Source organism: Paenibacillus sp. FSL R7-0179 (assembly GCF_038002265.1).
Taxonomy (GTDB): Bacteria; Bacillota; Bacilli; order Paenibacillales; family Paenibacillaceae; genus Paenibacillus_AQ.
In genome coordinates, this window is the sequence record NZ_JBBOCC010000001.1 from 2,242,263 (window position 1) to 2,259,175 (window position 16,913).

Genomic DNA, 16,913 nt, shown 5'->3' on the forward strand with positions numbered 1-16,913 from the left:
TCAGAAGAGAAAGAATGCTGCCTTTTCTGCAACATTTTTTGATTATGGTTAGTTTTACGAGCGGAATGTTGTAATTTGTGCAGGATTTTGAGTAATAGCAGACTAATCAGCGTTTTCTCCCAACACGGCCCCGCCGCGCGAAGCAGCGGGGCTATTTCCTTTGCCCCCTTTCAAGGATATGCATTGAAAGGGCCCACCCCTGGAGCGGCAGAAAGGGACGGAGGGAGGTTTGGAACTGGAGGAGCGGTAGCGTCCGCCTTTAGGTTTGGATTTCTACCGCAACTAGCGGTCCGAATCAGGAAATCCAAACCTAACAGCGGCCGGAAGTCCAAAGCTCACGCAGTCCCGCCCGCCGCCGCACCCGCCCGCAACACAGTCCCGCCCCCCCCGCCGCACCCGGTAAGCTCACGTAGTCCCGTGCCCGCCATGCCACCGCCACTCCCACGCAGTAGCTTTCAATGCCTATCCCCCCATCACACGATAATCATTAACCCACACCCCCGCGCCCCGCCTGCTTTTATGAGCAAATGATTGTTTTCGTAATCCAGTGCAGAGCGTAATGTGAGGCTTGTAACCAATACAAGTTAAACGGAGGTCAAAAAGGAATGACGAAAAAATCCTTCACCCTGCTCCTAAGCTCGCTGCTGACACTCAGCATGTTGTCCGCTTGCGGCGGTAACAACAACAAAGAGGCGGCAGCTACCACAGACCCGGGCGCCAGCGCCGGGACGAACACCACCGCAACCACAGACCCGGCCACCGCAGAGCCGGAGAAGCCGACAGAGATCAAGATTATGCTGCCGCTGAATACGACAGATACTCCGCCCGATACGATCAAGAATGAAGTGGAGAAATTGACGAATACAAAGCTGACTTATCAATTCTTCCCGGCTGACACGTATGAAGAGAAGCTGAACTCCTCGTTCGCCACCGGCTCCCTGCCGCAGGTGACGTACCTGAAGAACCAGACGACCTTCCTGCAGATGAAGGAAGCGATCAAGGACGGACAGTTCTGGGAGATCGGGCCGCTGCTCAGCGAATTCCCGAACCTGAACAAGCTGAAGCCGGAGATCCTGAACAACACCAAGGTAGACGGCAAGCTGTATACCCTGTACATCGGCCGTCCGCTGGCCCGCCAAGGGATTATTTACCGCAAGGACTGGGCGGATAAGCTGGGTCTGAAGGCGCCGGCCAACACAGATGAATTGTTCGCGATGGCCAAGGCTTTTACCGAACAAGATCCGGACGGCAACGGGAAAAAGGATACCATCGGCGTTGTGGATCGCAATGAGCTGGTGTACGGTGCGTTCAAGACGGTCTCCTCCTGGTTCGGCACGCCGAACAACTGGGCGGAGAAGGACGGCCAGCTTGCGCCGGAGTTCACTTTTCCGCAATACATCGACACCATGGACTTCTTCAAAAAGCTGCGCGAAGGCGGTTACATGAACCAGGACTTCGCGGCAACCAGTAAGACGGATGCGGTCAATATGTTCACCAGCGGTAAGGCGGGGCTGTATATCGGCGGCTCGATGCAGGACATCGATTCCCTGAACAAGGACCTGATCAAGAACGTGCCGGATGCCGTACTGGATACGCACAGCATGGTGGCTGGACCTGACGGCAAATTCGCCCAGTGGATGATTCCCGGCTATAACAACGTAGTGCTGTTCCCGAAATCGGCGGTGAAGGATGAAGCAGAGCTGAAGAAGATTCTGAAATTCTTCGACTACATGATGACTCCTGAAGTATCGAACCTGATGTACTGGGGTATTGAAGGCACACACTACACCGTCGTGGACGGCAAGGCCAAGGCAACCGACAATAAAGAGCTGATCGAACGCGAAGTCAAAGGCTTCAAGGACAGCGTCATCGGCGAATACGAAACGAACGGTATGTACCAGAGCTTGAACGTGCTGCCGGGCCGGATTCATGCAGAGGAGCTGGTACTGGAGAACGTGAAATACGGGGTCGCAGATCCTACGGCGGCACTCGATTCGGCAACCTATACGTCCAAGGGCGTAGAGCTGCAGCAGATTATTGCGGATGCCACTTACAAATATATGTACGGTCAGCTGGATAAGGCCGGCTTCGAGAAGGAAGTCGAGAACTGGAAGAGCCGGGGCGGGGCGAAGATCATCGAAGAATATAATGCCGCGTACAAAAAATAAGCAAAACACAGCCGCTATAACAGCGGACTGAACAGGAAGAGGGCTGCCCCGGGTTAGCGTTCCGGCAGCCTTTTTTCCACTACCGAATAATTTACAGAGAAAGGAAGAGAATCATGCAGGAAGTAACCGCCCCGCCCCGCGTAGTTCCCGAACCCATGCCGAAGAAATATAAGAGCAGCAGTGAGCTGAAGAAGCGGCTGTGGCGCAACAAATTGCTCTATGTCATGCTGATCCCCGGCGTGCTGTATTTCATTATCTTCAAGTATTTGCCGATGTACGGACTGATTATTTCCTTCCAGGATTACAAGCCTTACCAAGGGATTACCGGCAGCGAATGGGTGGGCATGAAGCATTTCAGCCGGCTGTTCACCGAGCCTGATTTCCTGAATATTTTGGCGAATACGCTGATTCTGTTCGGGATGAATATTCTGATTTATTTTCCGATTCCGATTATTCTGGCCCTGATGCTTAATGAACTCAGAGGCACCTTCTTCAAAAGATTCTTCCAGACCCTGGTGTATCTGCCGCACTTCATGTCTTGGGTTATCGTCGTCTCGATCTCCTTCGTCATGGTGACGATGGACGGGGGGATTATCAACGAGCTGCTGGCATACTTCGGCTTCGCCAAGATTAATTTCCTGCTGAGTCCGGGCTGGTTCCGGCCGATGTATATCCTTCAGGTCATCTGGCGGGAAGCAGGCTGGGGCACGATTATCTATCTGGCTTCCATTGCGGCGATTGATCCGGGGCTCTATGAAGCTTCGCGCATGGATGGAGCCGGACGGCTCAGACAGGTCTGGCATATTACGCTTCCGGCCATCCGGGGAGTGATCATCACCCTGTTTATTCTGAAAATCGGTTCCGTTCTCGATCTGGGCTTCGAGCATGTCTACCTGCTGCTCAACTCCATGAACCGCGAGGTTGCGGAAATTATCGATACGTATGTCTACACCGCCGGTCTGCGGCAAGGGCAGTTCAGCTACAGTACAGCTATCGGCTTCTTCAAGTCGATTGTGGGCCTGATTATGGTCATGACCGTCAACAAGGTGTCCAAAAAAATAGGAGAAGAAGGCGTTTATTAAAATGCCGCAGGAGGAATTTAAATGGTAGAAGACCGTACATTCAGCGGCAGACTATTCTCTGCCGTCAACTTTATACTGCTTGCCCTGATCGCGCTGGTAACGGTGCTTCCGTTCATCCACGTGGTGGCCGGCTCCTTCACGACCAGCGCCGAGCTGGCCGCCAACAAGTTTGTGCTGATTCCGAAGGTGTGGAGCCTGGAGGCGTACAAATTTATTTTCTCCACAAATACGATCTTCAGAGCCTTGGGGGTATCGATTGGAGTCACACTGGTAGGTACGCTGTTCAGTATGTTCATCACGGCGCTGATGGCCTACGGTCTCTCCCGTAAGGATCTGGACGGCCGCCGGGTGTTCAACTTCCTGGTGGTGTTCACGATGCTGTTCCACGGGGGAATGATTCCTACGTTCCTCGTGGTGAAGGAGCTGGGGCTGATCGATTCGTATGCGGCGCTGATTCTTCCTTCTGCGATCAGTGCGTTTAATATGATTATCCTCAAGAACTTTTTCCAGAACATTCCGGAGGGGCTGGAGGAGTCGGCCAAGATTGACGGCTGCAATGACTTCGGGATTCTGTTCAAAATCGTGCTGCCCCTGTCGTTACCGGCGATTGCGACGATCTCTCTGTTCTACGCCGTAACGTACTGGAACACGTATATGAGCGCCATTCTCTATCTGGATAACAGCGCTAAATGGCCGATACAGGTCCTGCTGCGGCAGATTGTCGTGCTGGCCAGCGGGATGGATCACAGTGCGACACTGGACGGTACGGTTCCGCCGCCGGATCAGACGATCAAGATGGCCGTTATCGTGGTCGCTACGCTGCCGATTCTGATGGTGTATCCGTTCCTGCAGAAGCATTTTGCCAAGGGTGCGATGCTGGGCTCGATGAAGGGCTGATTCCTTGGGACGGGCGGGCTATTCTGACAAGATGAAAGGGGTATTACGATGATAGGCAGTTTGCCGCAAACACCGATCGAATGGGCGCAAAAGGCCTGTGATTCACTGATGGATACGTATCAGGCGGGAGAGCTCCCGCCTGCGCACCGCTGGCATTATCATCAGGGCGTGTTCCTGTGCGGGATGGAGCTGCTGTGGAAGACGCTCCGGGAGGACCGCTATATCGAGTATATTAAGCAGTATGTGGATGATCTGGTGGATGAGCAGGGGAACTTCGACTTTGCCCGGGATGAGCTGGATGCCGTACAGGCGGGGCTGCTGCTCTTCACGCTGTATGAACGGACCGGCAAGCGCAAATACCGGGAGGCGGCGGTCAAGCTGCGCCATCTGCTGCTGACACTGAACCGCACCTCAGAGGGTGGGTACTGGCATAAGGACAAATATCCGAACCAGATGTGGCTGGACGGGCTGTACATGGCCGGGGTGTTCTCGCTGAAGTACGCGAATTCGTATAGAGACGATGCCTTGCGGGCCGAGGTCCTGCACCAGGAGCGCCTGATGCGCAAATATATGAAGGACGAGGCGACCGGCCTGCTCTACCATGCCTGGGATGAGAGCCGCCGCATGCCGTGGGCGAATCCCGCCACCGGCTGCTCGCCGGAGTTCTGGAGCCGTTCACTTGGCTGGTACGGGCTTGCCGTCTCCCAGTTCCTGGATGAACTGCCGGCGACTGATCCGGGCCGGGCGGAGCTTGCCGCCGAGCTGAGCGGATTCGTACAGGCGTTAATCCGCTATCAGGACCCGCAGAGCGGCCTGTGGTATCAGGTCGTGGATAAGGGACATGAGCCGGACAACTGGCTGGAGACCTCCGGCTCCTGTCTGTTCGTCTACACGATTGCCAGAGCAGTGAAGCTTGGTATCCTTCCGGCTGAAGTTATGAATGAAGCGGCTGAAGCCGCGCGTAAAGGCTACGAAGGCTTAATTCAGGTGCTCCAGTGGGATGAGCAGGGCCGGCTGCTGCTGCCTGATATCTGCATCGGAACCTCGGCGGGAGATTACCGGAACTATGTTACCCGCCCGAGAGTCAGTAATGATCTGCATGGGGTGGGAGCGCTGGTAATGGCCTGTGTGGAGATGCAGGATTTGTATAAGGCATAAGCAGAGTGGAGTTGGAAGCTGCCGGTTCAGGCATTGGCGCAATAGAGCTGGAGCTGCATAGACCGGCAGCGGATGAGAGGAGGAGGCAGACAGTGTATAACATAGTGGACTACGGAGCACAGCGGGACAGCGGAGTACCAGCAACGCAGGCGATTGCGGAGGCTATAGCTGCGGCGGACCGTGACGGCGGAGGTACAGTGTATATTCCGGCTGGCACTTTCCTGACCGGAGCGGTGCGCCTTCGTAGTAACATCGAGCTGCATGTAAGTCCCGGTGCGGTATTATCCTTCAGTACCGATCCGGCGGATTATCCTGTCGTGGAATCACGGTGGGAAGGGGTGAAGCGGGAGGTTCATGCCGCCTGCATCTACGGAGCGGGTCTGACTAATGTCTCGATTACCGGGAGCGGAACCATTGACGGGAATGGAGAACCCTGGTGGGAGAAGCACCGGAGCCGCCCGGAAGAGCTGGAGTATCCGCGCCCGAGACTGATTGGCTTCGATGATTGCAGCCGGGTGACGCTCCGCGATCTGACGCTGGTGAATTCCCCAAGCTGGACGGTGAATCCGATTCATTGCAGCAATGTGATGATCGACAATCTGTCGATCCTGAATCCGGCCGATTCGCCGAATACCGATGGAATCAATCCTGAATCCTGCCGCGATGTGCGTATCAGCAACTGCCATATCGATGTCGGCGATGACTGCATTGCCATTAAGGCAGGCACCGAGGATACCCGGGAGCGCATTCCCTGCGAGAATATTACGATTACGGGCTGTGTGATGGTTCACGGCCATGGCGCGGTGGTGCTGGGCAGTGAGATGAGCGGCGATATCCGCAATGTGACAATCAGCAATTGTGTGTTCAAGCAGACGGACCGCGGCATCCGCATGAAGTCACGGCGCGGGCGGGGCGGGATTATTGAGGATATCCGGATCAGCAATATTGTGATGGAGGATGTCATCTGTCCCTTTACGCTGAATCTCTATTACTTCTGCGGCCCACGGGGCAAAGAGAAATATGTCTGGGACAAGAATCCTTATCCGGTAACGGAGGAGACGCCGCTGTTCCGGCGGATTCATTACGCCAACATTACCGCCCGCAATGTCCATGCGGCGGCGGGATTCCTGTACGGGCTGGCGGAGCAGTCCGTCTCGGAAATCACCTTCACCAACATCGATATCTCGATGGCGGAGCATGCGGTGCCCGGCCAGCCGGACATGATGGCAGGACTTCAGGACATGCAGCGCCGGGGCTTCTTCCTCGGCAATGTCCGCGAGGTGCAGTTCCAGCAGGTCACTATTGAGAACCACGACGGCCCGGCCTTTTATGTTGAGAATGGGGAGGAAGTGGAGTTCCTGAACTGCCGCTCCAGGAACACGGAGAAGCCGGAGAAGCTGGTGGAGCAGGTTACGGTGGAGCTGGCGGAACGATAACGTCTGGGGATTCGAATATTCAATAGAGGTGGTAAGTGAAAGAGCCTGGTCCTGTTGGGGACCGGGCTCTTAAGGTTAAATAGAAGGAATAGTCCGGCGGATAGGAGATAGTTGTATTCCATACATTTAAAAACAGTGAAAAGGAGGTTTTTCTGCTTCTAACTGTAGTTTGTACAACTAAATCTGCCCGAATGGGGGGAAAACCCGGTATTGGTGGAATTTAGATGTACGAAATACAACTAAACGTATCTTAGGTGGAAGATCTGATGATTTAGTTGTACAAAGTACAATTAGGCACACCACTTATACCTTTAGTAATCCATTTGTTCCCTTAAGTCCTCCACTTGCACCTTTACCGGGTATGGCAACCCGCAAGTATGCGATTGGCTACAGTATATCCTACATCCGCCGCCGCAGATCCTTCGGCTTCAGCCCGTTCTTCCGGGCCGTTCCGTGGAAGAACGAGTGGGTGGCGCTCCATTTCCAGGCGAAGCGCGGGAAGTTCGGGCTGAACAGCTGGGATTCCCCGCTGCTTCTGGACTGAATGCTTCCGGCCAGGCTGTGCATGGCACGGCCGAGATTCTTCAGCGGCCCCCGGCCGAGCGGAACCTTCCCCAGGGAGCCTAGCATCTCACCGGCACCTTGGCCTAAGGCTTGCCCGAAGTGTACACCGGCGCGTAAGCACCAGTGTCTGAGAATCTCCAGCGCAATATGGTTCTGCTCCCCCTCATAGAAGCCGTTGTTAATCAGTGCGTAGACGTATATCTCCCGTTCGCATTCTGCCTTTAGGTATCCTTCGAGAGTAACCAGGAGCTGGAACAGATGCGAGGGGATACCGTCATTATAGAGCGGGAAGGCCAGGACCAGCACATCCATGCGGCATAGCTCACGGTACTCTTCTGAAGTGAGCGGTCTTTTATTCGGTGTATAGGCGTGCAGCTCATTCCCGTCCGCAATCAGCGGCTCCAGCATGCCCAGCAGAAGGCCTGAGTTACTGCCGCTCGGCTTGGGACTGCCGTTGATCATCGCGATGTTCATTGCAGGACCTCCTTAATGCTCTGCGGGCTGGTATGGAAAAATACGTTGTTACCTGCCGAATACAGATTCAGACTGTTGGCCGCAACCAGCGTTCTGGCTGTATTCTGTTCACCCTCCGTTATGTCATTGCCATAGAAGTGAACGGATAGTGTGAACTGGTGGTCATAGCGGGGCCGGTGATGCGTCTCTCCGTCAGTGGTGACAAAATAGGGAAGCATATAAGAGATACTCCGGTTCAGCACGTTCAGCACAAAGGGGCTATAGCTGCCGTACATGCATTTGCTGATGATGATCAGCTCGTCGCTGCGCGAGAACAGCTCACCCAGATTGTCGTAGCCATCTCTCTTAATGACGCATGTCCCGGGAGTCCGGGTCCAGCAGCCGAAGCAGCCCATGCACGAACGGATCGCACCGCTGTCCGAGATGACCGTCACCTCCTCCTGCGCCGTATCCCCCAGCCAGCCCGCGAATTCTTGCTCTTGCAGATCGTGAATGATCGTTCTCAAGACTTCATCTCCTTAAAAGATAGATTTAAGCTCCAGCAGATCGCGCCAGTTGCCCGAATACTTGACCCCGTTATTGGTAAGCAATGCCGTAATTCCATGCACCATGGACCAGAGTGTGATTAGCTGAGGGGTGAACTCCGTCTCCGGCAGCCCGCAGCTGCGGAACACTGCATAGGCCGTAGTCCTGAAAATTTCAAATGGCGGATAGCTGTCAGACTCATAGTTATCCAGATCAATGACAATGCCTGAATGGTAGAACAGGAACTGGAAATACTGTGGATGCTCTATGAAAAAATCAATGTAGGCCTGCCCAAGCAGGGTAATCGCCTCCGGCTTCCCCGTAAGGCCTTGAACCGAGGCGTGCAGGGTGTCCATGAACTGACCGGTGACATGCTCTCCCATGGCGGCTACCAGTTCATCTATATTTTTGAAATGGCTGTAAGGGGCAGTGTGGCTGACTTCACATTCGGCGGCAACCTTCCGCAGGGAAAAGCTGCTGATGCCGTCCGAATTAATTAGCTTGATACCTGCTTCTATAAGCTGATTGCGTAAATTTCCGTGGTGGTAGGGTTTAGCCTTCAAAGGTACCGTTCTTCCTTTCCTTCTTGACTGATATCTTAACAATGTAAAGATTTTAGCATGTGTTTGCGATCTTTACAATGTCAAGATGTGATTGCCGCTAGGCGATTCCGGGTATACATTTTGCAAAATAGTCAGGAGCAGGTTATAATTAGTACCAAGTACTAATATCTGATACTAATAAATCGAAAAGCTGAGGTGGATCATATGACAGGTGCAAAAATAACAGCGATCGGCTCTTACGTGCCGGCCCGCAGACTTACGAATCAGGATCTGGAGCAGATGGTGGATACCAATGATGAGTGGATTGTGCAGCGGACGGGTATCCGGGAGCGCAGAATCAGCCGCGAGGATGAATATACCAGTGATCTGTGTGCAGCCGCCGCCTTGGATATGATGAAGCGTTATGGCAAAAGCGTACAGGATGTCGATATGGTGCTTGTGGCGACCAGTACGCCTGACTTTTCTTTTCCATCTGTGGCCTCGATTGTACAAAATACCCTTGGCATTCCGCTGACTGCGGGAGCGATAGATCTGAGCGCTGCCTGCGCCGGATTCGTGTATGCTCTGCATACGGCTCACGCGCTGGTGTCTTCTGGACTGCATCATAAGGTGCTGGTCATCGGTGCCGATACGCTGTCCAAGATCACAGATTATACGGACCGCAGCACCTGTATTCTGTTCGGGGATGGTGCAGGGGCCGTGCTGGTGGAGAGCGGCGGGGAGCAGGACGACTTCATGGGATACCATCTCGGCAGTGACGGAAGCGGAGCGCAGCATGTCTACCGCACAGGGCTGGCGGACAAGGTGAACGGAGTAGAGCTCTCCGGGACAGGGCTCTTGGTGCAAAATGGCCGGGAAGTGTTCAAGTGGGCGGTACGTACGGTTCCGCAGGGAGTACAGCAGGTGCTGAAGAATGCCGGAGCAGATCTTGCGGAAGTTGACTGGTTCATCCCGCACAGCGCCAATCTGCGGATGATTGAACCCATCTGTGAACGGCTGAATTATCCGCTGGAGCAGGCACTTTACAGTCTTGAAGCCTTCGGCAATACCTCGGCAGCCAGTATTCCGCTTGCGCTTGATCTGGGTATCCGTGAAGGGAAGGTGCGCAGCGGCCAGCAGGTGCTGCTGTACGGATTCGGTGCGGGTCTTAGTCATGCGGGTCAACTGGTTAGGCTGTCGCTGGACCCTCAGGTAGCTGAGCCTATCGCGCTGTGATGGATTGAGGCAAAAGAAGCAAGGACAGGCCAATGTGGGGGCCAAGCCGAAAAATGGTCCCCAAAATCAGAAAAACGGTGCCTTGAAGCAGCCCGTTAAATGAGCGATTATAGTATCGAAAGCGTTTTCGTGTAGGTGCATCATGCAGCCAAGCGAAATTCTGAGCTGGAGGGGAGGGATCGCAGGGCGGGTCCGGAGAGGCAGAAATTCAGCGTTACGGCGATCCATTGGTTCAAGCGTTCAGCGGTTCAAGTGCTTCAGCCCGCTGCCGCAGGATTCACGGACGATCAGCGCCGGTTCAACGACAAACGAGCCGCCTTCCGACTGGTTATTGATGAGATCGAACAGCATATGGGCGGCGAGCACACCCAAGCGTTCCTTGTTCTGGCGGATGGTAGTCAGCGTAGGGCTGGTATACTTGCAAGCCTCGATATCGTCACAGCCGATGATAGCCACATCCTCGGGAACACGCAGGCCCTGTTCCTTCAGGGCGCGGACTGCGCCGAGGGCGAGCAGATCGGAAGCGGCGAAGACCGCTTTTGGCAAATCTCCCGATGCAATTAACGAGTTCATTGCCGCATACCCGCTGGGCTCGAAGAAGTCGTCGCCATGCACGAACCACTTAGGATTCATGACCAGGCCGAAGCCGGCAATGGCTCTGACATACCCTGCTTCCCGCAGGTTAGAGATGTCCGAATCCGCTGTACTGCCTATGAAGCCAAGCTCCCGGTGTCCGAGCAGGTAGAAATGCTCCACCACCTTGGAGGCAATCTGGTAATTGTCTGACATAACATAGCCGGACTTCTTGCCGGTCAGCTCAAGGTCGACCCCGATGCAGGGAATTTGACTCCGGTCGAGTTCCTGTATTGCAGGCTCCATCTGCTCTCCCGAGATAATGACACAGCCGTCCACATGGAAATGCAGGCAACGCGAATAGTAATCTCCGCTGTTAATGAACTTCTCATTCGAGAAGAAGATCAGGTCATACCCCAGCACTCCCATCTGCTTCTTGAACGAATTCAGCACCTCTACAAAAAAGGGATGGGTAAATTCCACATTCAGCTCACCGGCAAAAATAACCCCGATCAGATTCGACTTCTTGGTAGCCAGCGTCTTAGCGGAGCTTGAGGGGGTATATCCGGTTTGTTCGATGATTTCGAGCACTCTTCGTTTCGTTTTTTCGGAAACATCGCTGTAATTGTTCATGATTTTGGACACAGTCGATACAGAGACCCCGGCCATTTCGGCAATTTTTTTGATATTCATTTGCATGTCTATGCTCACCCCCGCTGGATAGTTATAACAGGGCCAAAAGACGGGTATGCCAGGGTTACTCAAGGCTACTGACCGTTCACTTGGACACTCTCTGCTGTCAAACAGCAGTCCTTTCTAGAGTCTATTCAACTTGCCGAAACAAGTCAAAGGTTAATTGCATTCAGAGGAATGGCACGGAGATAATCGAAACCGATTTCGATCCGGAGCTTGAAGGTAATTGGAGAGTAACGGACGGTGTTATTGAGCTAAGTTGAGACTCTAATTCAGAGGAGGCTTACACAGAATGAAAAAGAAAATACCGGCGTTGTTAGCAGCCGCAATAATCGTTACCGGACTTCTATCGCCGCTGGGCAGCGGCGGGGCTGAGGCGGCGTCTGCTCTGAGCAGGCTGACAGCACCTGCGGAGACAACGGCCGCTTTGCAGGGCGGAAGCTCAGGGATTAGCGATTTGAGAGCGTTTACCGATGTGAAAGAGGGCAGCTGGGCAGCTCAATCAGTGCAGCGCTGGAGCAGCAGCGGGGTGATCTCAGGCTACGGGGACGGCAGCTTCCGGCCGGAGCAGAAGGTGACCCGGGCAGAGTTCACGGCCATTATCAACCGGATTTTCGGCTATAAGGACATGGCGGCCGTGCTTCCGGCAGATGTCCCGGCGGGGGCCTGGTATAAGAACGATATTGCCAAAGCGTTAGCAGCGGGGTATCTGAGTGCAGATGCAGATCAGCGAATTGAACCTGCAGCTCCGCTGAAGCGCGGGGAGGCGGTTCTTGCGCTTCAGCAGATACTGAGGCTGGAGACGGAACGTCAAGCGAAGGACATGTATAGCGACCTGGCGGGAGCCGACAGTGCAGTAAGCGCTGCGGCGGATGCTTTTACGGCAGCAGGTTATATGCACGGCTATGCCGGAGGCTTATTCAAGCCGGACGGGAGGATCACCCGGGCCGAGCTGGCGAAGCTGGCGGATTCACTGGTGCCGGAGCTGCGCTCCGCAGCCGGGGAAGTGAAGCTGGGCAAGGTGAAGGGCAATGTGGTGCTGAGCCATGAGGATATTACACTTAGCGACAGCATCATTGAAGGGAATCTCTATCTTACCGAGGGGATCGGGGAGGGAGAGCTCCGGCTGGAGGGAGTGCAGGTGAAGGGCACCACCTATATCCGCGGCGGCGGTGAACATAGCATGAGCCTGGTGAATTGTACTCTTGGGCCTGTTCAGGTGGCGAAGCCGAAGGGCAGCGTCCGCATCGTTGCCAGCGGGACGACAGCCACTGGAACAGCGTACCTTGATTCCGGTGCTATTCTGGAAGAAGGCGCGCTTACCGGGGAGGGCTTCGCCAATGTTGTACTCCCGGCAGGGGAGAGGGCGGTCACTCTTATTGGCAATTATGGGGTTGTATCCACCGCTGATGCCGCCGGAGGCAACCTTACACTGAGCTTGTCAGGCCAGCTGTCCAAGCTGATCTGGAGTACTCCCGGCAAGCTGGTGCTGATGAATCAAGCGCAGGTGGCTGAGCTGCTAATTACAGCCAGTGCCCGGGGCACTACGATTACGGGCAGCGGCAGCTTCGGGACCGTGCTGAATCAGGCCGAGGCTGTGACGGCCGGGGGCATCGCGCTCAAGCCGGGCAGCCGCAGCAATCTGAATCTGGCCTCGCCGCAGGCCAGCCAGCCGCCTGTTGCCGCGGGGGGCGGGCAGACGGTAACGGCTACGCCGGAGCCGACACCGACGGCAACACCAGCGCCAGAGGTTACGCCGGAGCCAACGCCGATACCAACACCAGTGGTCACACCGGAGCCGACGCCAATACCGACGCCGGAGCCGACACCAATACCGACGCCGGAAGTTACGCCGGAACCGACACCAACACCGACGCCGGAGCCAACGCCGATACCAACGCCAGAGGTCACACCGGAGCCAACGCCAATACCAACGCCAGAGGTTACGCCGACGCCGACACCGACGGCAACACCGGCGCCGACCAGTGATCCGTGGAGTCTGGTGTGGAATGATGAATTCGATGACAACATTATCGATCCGGCGAAGTGGACCTATGATCTCGGAGATGGCACCGTTGTCGGAAATCCGGGCTGGGGCAATAATGAGCTGGAGTATTATACGAATGATCCGAAGAATGTGAAGGAACAGGATGGCAAGCTGATCATCACCGCGCACAAGGAAGCGGTAGGCGGCAAGTCTTATACTTCCACCAGAATCAAGACGAATGGATTGTACAGCAAAATGTACGGCAAATTCGAGATCCGGGCGAAGGCACCGGCAGGCAAGGGGCTGTGGCCGGCGATCTGGATGCTGCCGGAGAATTATGTGTACGGCAATTGGGCGGCCTCCGGGGAGCTGGATATTATGGAAGGCTGGGGCAGCCGTCCGAATGTAGTTGCCGGAACGATCCATTATGGTTCCCAGTGGCCGGATAATGTCTATTCCGGCAAGGAATATGTGCTGCCGGGCGGTTCCACTATTGAAGAATTCCACACTTACTCCATTGAATGGGAGCCGGGTGAGATCCGCTGGTATGTGGACGGGGCGCTGTTCTCTACCAAGAATGACTGGTACAGCAAGAGTAGCGGACAGCCTGCGGTGAATGCGTATCCGGCACCGTTCAACCAGAAGTTCCACCTGCTGATGAACCTGGCAGTCGGCGGAAACTTCGACGGTAATCCTACGGAAGAAACGGTATTTCCGAGTTCCATGGAGATTGACTATGTCAGAATCTATGAACTGACCGGACGCGAATACCGCCAGCCGGTACCAGTGGAGCTGGCGAAGGAGCCTTATCTGGAGGGAGCGAAGCCGCCGCTGGCGGACGGCAACTTCATTTATAACAGCGGGTTCACGGAGCAGGTGGAGGGAGATCCCGGGATGGGCATTCCGAATACAGCCCACTGGGTAATGTACAAGGAGGAAGGCGCGGATGCAGCCCTATCCCTGGAGCAGGCAGGCGGCGTAAATCTCCTCAAGGTAAACATCTTGAAGCCGGGCGGCAACACCTATTCAATTCAGCCGCAGGCCATTGTCTCGCTGGCAAAGGGCAGATATTACAAGCTAAGCTTCGACGCTAGAACGGATACGGCAAGGGAATTCACAGCCCGGCTGACCGGAGGCGCACCGCTGGGCTTCCCGTCCTATTCCCCGGCATTCAAGGCAGTGCTGACCCCGCAGCTTCAGCATTACGAGACGATGTTCCAGATGAAGGAGAGCTCGGACAATGCCGCGCGGATTGAGTTCAACCTGGGGACCAATGCTTCCCCGGTCTGGCTCGGCAATGCACGGCTTGAAGAAATCGATAGCATTCCCTTCGATCATGATAGCGCCAAGACGCCGCTCGGCAGCGGCAACCACCTCTACAACGGCAGCTTCGATCTGGGCGAGCCGGACCGGATGAGCTATTGGCATATCAATGCTTCAGGAGGTGCGGAGGTTAATCCGCAGGTCGACACTGAAGGCCGCCTGAAGCTGGACATTACAGGCGCGGACTCTGGCGGCAGCGAGGTTACGCTGCAACAGAAGGGAATCTTCCTGGTGCAAGACCAGGATTACAAGCTGACCTTCGAGGCGGATAGCTCCTCCGCACGGACAGCAGTAGTTGAACTGCGCGGCCATGATGGCGTAGTCTATGCTTCCCAGCCGGTTCAGCTGAATGTGGGACAGCAGCAAGCTGAAGCGGTGTTCAAGAACTTCCCGGGAGGCAGCGACCGGCTTGGACAATTCGTTCTGCGTCTAAGCGGGGGCACCGGAACGGTGCTGCTGGATCAATTCGTACTGGTACGCACCAGCTCCTATTATGACCCTGATCTGACCTATTACCCGCTCTTGAACGGGGATTTCAGCTTCGGGCTTACAAGCTGGGAGCGGCTGCTGACAGAAGACGGCGGCCAGAGCACTGCGGCTGCGGTGGACGGGGCAGCGAAATTCAGCATTACGAACACCGGCAATCAGGCGTATTCGGTGATGCTTTTCCAGAATAACCTGAGGGCTGCGGCGGGCTTGGATTATGTGGTTGAATTCGATGCCAGCTCAAGCGTGGCCCGGCAGATCAATGTGAAGGCAGAGAATGCGAGCTATTCTCCTTCCATGGATAAGACGGTGGAGCTGACACCAGAGATGAAGCATTACCGGTTCGAATTCCGGCAGGGGTCGAATGATACGCTGTCATTGAAATTCCTGCTTGGCAAGGTGGGCGGGGTGAGCGTTCCGCAGAGTCATGACATCATCATCGACAATGTACGATTCGAGATCAAGGACGCACCGGCGAAGCCGCAGGAGCTGCTCGCAGATTCCACAGCCAACCGGGTATCACAGCCAATTGAGCTTACCTTTATCCCGAAAGCGGAGTGGTCCGGCAGTATTAAGTCCGTTAAGGTGAACGGCGTCGCGCTTGCGGCGGAGCTGTACGATGTAGAGCCTGGAGCAATCACAATTCAGCCTGCCGCCTTCCCCGCAGAGGGAAGCTATATCATTACCGTGGAAGCTGAAGGTTATGTTAACGCTAGTGTGGTGCAGACCATTCTGGCGAGTGATGGCAATCTGGTCGTCAACGGATCATTCACCAGCGGCAGCACAGGCTGGTCTATCTGGTCCGGCGAAGGCGGAGCTTCTTCCTTCCAAGTGGTGGACGGAGCAGCGGAGGTGCTGATCACGGCGGCGGGGTCACAAGCCTGGCACACCCAGCTCTATCAGGAGAAAATCCCGCTGGAAGCCGGTGCAACCTATGAGCTGAGCTTCAGAGCGAAATCTACCGTTCCCCGGCAGATTGTCGTGGAGTACAGCGGAACCTCTGCCCAGGCGGCTCAGGCGAAGTTCGGCATTACGGCCACATGGGCGACTTACAGCACACAGTTCAGTGTGACGAACGGCAACCCGCTGAAGCTGAATTATCTGATCGGCGCGACGCTGGGTGAGGATAAGACGGCGAACCATACGCCGCATACGATTTCTTTTGACGATATCGTGCTTAGGAAAGTAACAGACGGACCGGACACGGAGCCTGCCAGCGGCACACTGGATAACGGCACATTCGATGCGCAGCCGGCTCTTAAGGGCTGGACCCAGTACTTCGAGGGTGCCGGAAATGCCGCAGTCCGGAATGGGGAGCTTGAGGTGTCGCTGGGCTTCACGGGATCTGCCAACTACGCCGCCCAGGTAGACTACAGGGATCTGAAGCTGACTCAGGGTAAAAGCTATACCTTGAACTTCAGCGCCCGTTCGGATATCAACCGTCATATTGAAGTAGCAGTCGAGCATTTCGGAGGAGATTACACGAAGTATTTGCAGACAACCGCCGCTGCCTTGACTGGCGAAATGCAACGCTTCAGCTACACCTTCACCATGAACGGCGGAACGGATGCAGGCGTTCATCTCGTCTTTCTGCTGGGGCTGAATCCCGGAAACAGCGCAGAGACGAATGCGGCTATCGAGGCAGGCAATCATATCTACATTGATGATGTGAGTCTGGTGGAGAACCCGTAAGCTAACGAAAGACGGCACCGAAGCATGTGAGAACGGGGCTGTCCCAAAAGTAAATATTCTATAGGTGGAAACAAAAC

11 protein-coding genes are annotated in these 16,913 nt (G+C 55.1%); 7 read left to right on the plus strand and 4 right to left on the minus strand.

The annotated features are described in order from the left end of the window. The first annotated feature begins 605 nt into the window (after nucleotides 1-605). From MKX63_RS10005 to MKX63_RS10025, 5 genes are all read left to right on the plus strand, one after another. Nucleotides 606-2,168, plus strand: coding sequence for an extracellular solute-binding protein (locus tag MKX63_RS10005; RefSeq protein ID WP_341016819.1), 1,563 nt, complete (start codon nucleotides 606-608; stop codon nucleotides 2,166-2,168). Between the two features lie 113 nt (nucleotides 2,169-2,281). Then, nucleotides 2,282-3,250, plus strand: a complete 969-nt coding sequence (locus tag MKX63_RS10010; RefSeq protein ID WP_445321824.1) for an ABC transporter permease — start codon at nucleotides 2,282-2,284, stop codon at nucleotides 3,248-3,250. A 21-nt stretch (nucleotides 3,251-3,271) separates the two neighbouring features. Then, on the plus strand, nucleotides 3,272-4,147 hold the full coding sequence (locus MKX63_RS10015) for a carbohydrate ABC transporter permease (RefSeq protein ID WP_341016821.1): 876 nt from the start codon (nucleotides 3,272-3,274) through the stop codon (nucleotides 4,145-4,147). A 48-nt stretch (nucleotides 4,148-4,195) separates the two neighbouring features. After that, nucleotides 4,196-5,305, plus strand: a complete 1,110-nt coding sequence (locus tag MKX63_RS10020) for a glycoside hydrolase family 88/105 protein (protein ID WP_341016823.1) — start codon at nucleotides 4,196-4,198, stop codon at nucleotides 5,303-5,305. 92 nt (nucleotides 5,306-5,397) lie between these two features. Further along, nucleotides 5,398-6,741 (plus strand): glycoside hydrolase family 28 protein, encoded by a 1,344-nt coding sequence (locus MKX63_RS10025; RefSeq protein ID WP_341018594.1) that lies wholly within the window; start codon nucleotides 5,398-5,400, stop codon nucleotides 6,739-6,741. A 399-nt stretch (nucleotides 6,742-7,140) separates the two neighbouring features. On the opposite strand, the gene MKX63_RS10030 is transcribed toward MKX63_RS10025, so the two are convergent. Genes MKX63_RS10030 through MKX63_RS10040 form a run of 3 tightly spaced genes read right to left on the minus strand, consistent with a single transcriptional unit; the run spans nucleotide 7,141 to nucleotide 8,867 of the window. Beyond that, nucleotides 7,141-7,779 (minus strand): hypothetical protein, encoded by a 639-nt coding sequence (locus MKX63_RS10030; protein WP_341016824.1) that lies wholly within the window; start codon nucleotides 7,777-7,779, stop codon nucleotides 7,141-7,143. After that, complete coding sequence (locus tag MKX63_RS10035; RefSeq protein ID WP_341016825.1) at nucleotides 7,776-8,285, minus strand: flavodoxin family protein; 510 nt, start codon at nucleotides 8,283-8,285, stop codon at nucleotides 7,776-7,778. Before MKX63_RS10035 ends, MKX63_RS10030 begins: the two co-directional genes overlap by 4 nt. Nucleotides 8,286-8,297: 12 nt before the next feature. Beyond that, nucleotides 8,298-8,867: a TetR/AcrR family transcriptional regulator gene (locus MKX63_RS10040; protein ID WP_341016826.1), complete on the minus strand. Its 570-nt coding sequence runs from the start codon at nucleotides 8,865-8,867 to the stop codon at nucleotides 8,298-8,300. A gap of 204 nt (nucleotides 8,868-9,071) precedes the next feature. Between MKX63_RS10040 and MKX63_RS10045 the strand changes: the two genes are divergently transcribed. Then, nucleotides 9,072-10,082, plus strand: coding sequence for a ketoacyl-ACP synthase III (locus MKX63_RS10045; protein WP_341016827.1), 1,011 nt, complete (start codon nucleotides 9,072-9,074; stop codon nucleotides 10,080-10,082). Between the two features lie 240 nt (nucleotides 10,083-10,322). Here the strand turns inward: MKX63_RS10045 and MKX63_RS10050 are convergent, their stop codons facing one another. Beyond that, on the minus strand, nucleotides 10,323-11,348 hold the full coding sequence (locus tag MKX63_RS10050; RefSeq protein ID WP_341016828.1) for a LacI family DNA-binding transcriptional regulator: 1,026 nt from the start codon (nucleotides 11,346-11,348) through the stop codon (nucleotides 10,323-10,325). Between the two features lie 292 nt (nucleotides 11,349-11,640). On the opposite strand from MKX63_RS10050, the gene MKX63_RS10055 reads away from it, so the two are divergent. Further along, on the plus strand, nucleotides 11,641-16,836 hold the full coding sequence (locus tag MKX63_RS10055) for a carbohydrate binding domain-containing protein (RefSeq protein WP_341016829.1): 5,196 nt from the start codon (nucleotides 11,641-11,643) through the stop codon (nucleotides 16,834-16,836). The last annotated feature ends 77 nt before the right edge of the window (nucleotides 16,837-16,913 follow it).

What these genes read in the sequence shown, in the direction of transcription:
- MKX63_RS10020 (WP_341016823.1), top strand. Translation starts at nt 4,196, where the DNA reads ATGATAGGCAGTTTGCCGCAAACACCGATCGAATGGGCGCAAAAGGCC.
- MKX63_RS10050 (WP_341016828.1), bottom strand. Translation starts at nt 11,348, where the DNA reads ATGAATATCAAAAAAATTGCCGAAATGGCCGGGGTCTCTGTATCGACT.
- MKX63_RS10010 (WP_445321824.1), top strand. Translation starts at nt 2,282, where the DNA reads ATGCAGGAAGTAACCGCCCCGCCCCGCGTAGTTCCCGAACCCATGCCG.
- MKX63_RS10005 (WP_341016819.1), top strand. Translation starts at nt 606, where the DNA reads ATGACGAAAAAATCCTTCACCCTGCTCCTAAGCTCGCTGCTGACACTC.
- MKX63_RS10055 (WP_341016829.1), top strand. Translation starts at nt 11,641, where the DNA reads ATGAAAAAGAAAATACCGGCGTTGTTAGCAGCCGCAATAATCGTTACC.
- MKX63_RS10045 (WP_341016827.1), top strand. Translation starts at nt 9,072, where the DNA reads ATGACAGGTGCAAAAATAACAGCGATCGGCTCTTACGTGCCGGCCCGC.
- MKX63_RS10015 (WP_341016821.1), top strand. Translation starts at nt 3,272, where the DNA reads ATGGTAGAAGACCGTACATTCAGCGGCAGACTATTCTCTGCCGTCAAC.
- MKX63_RS10030 (WP_341016824.1), bottom strand. Translation starts at nt 7,779, where the DNA reads ATGAACATCGCGATGATCAACGGCAGTCCCAAGCCGAGCGGCAGTAAC.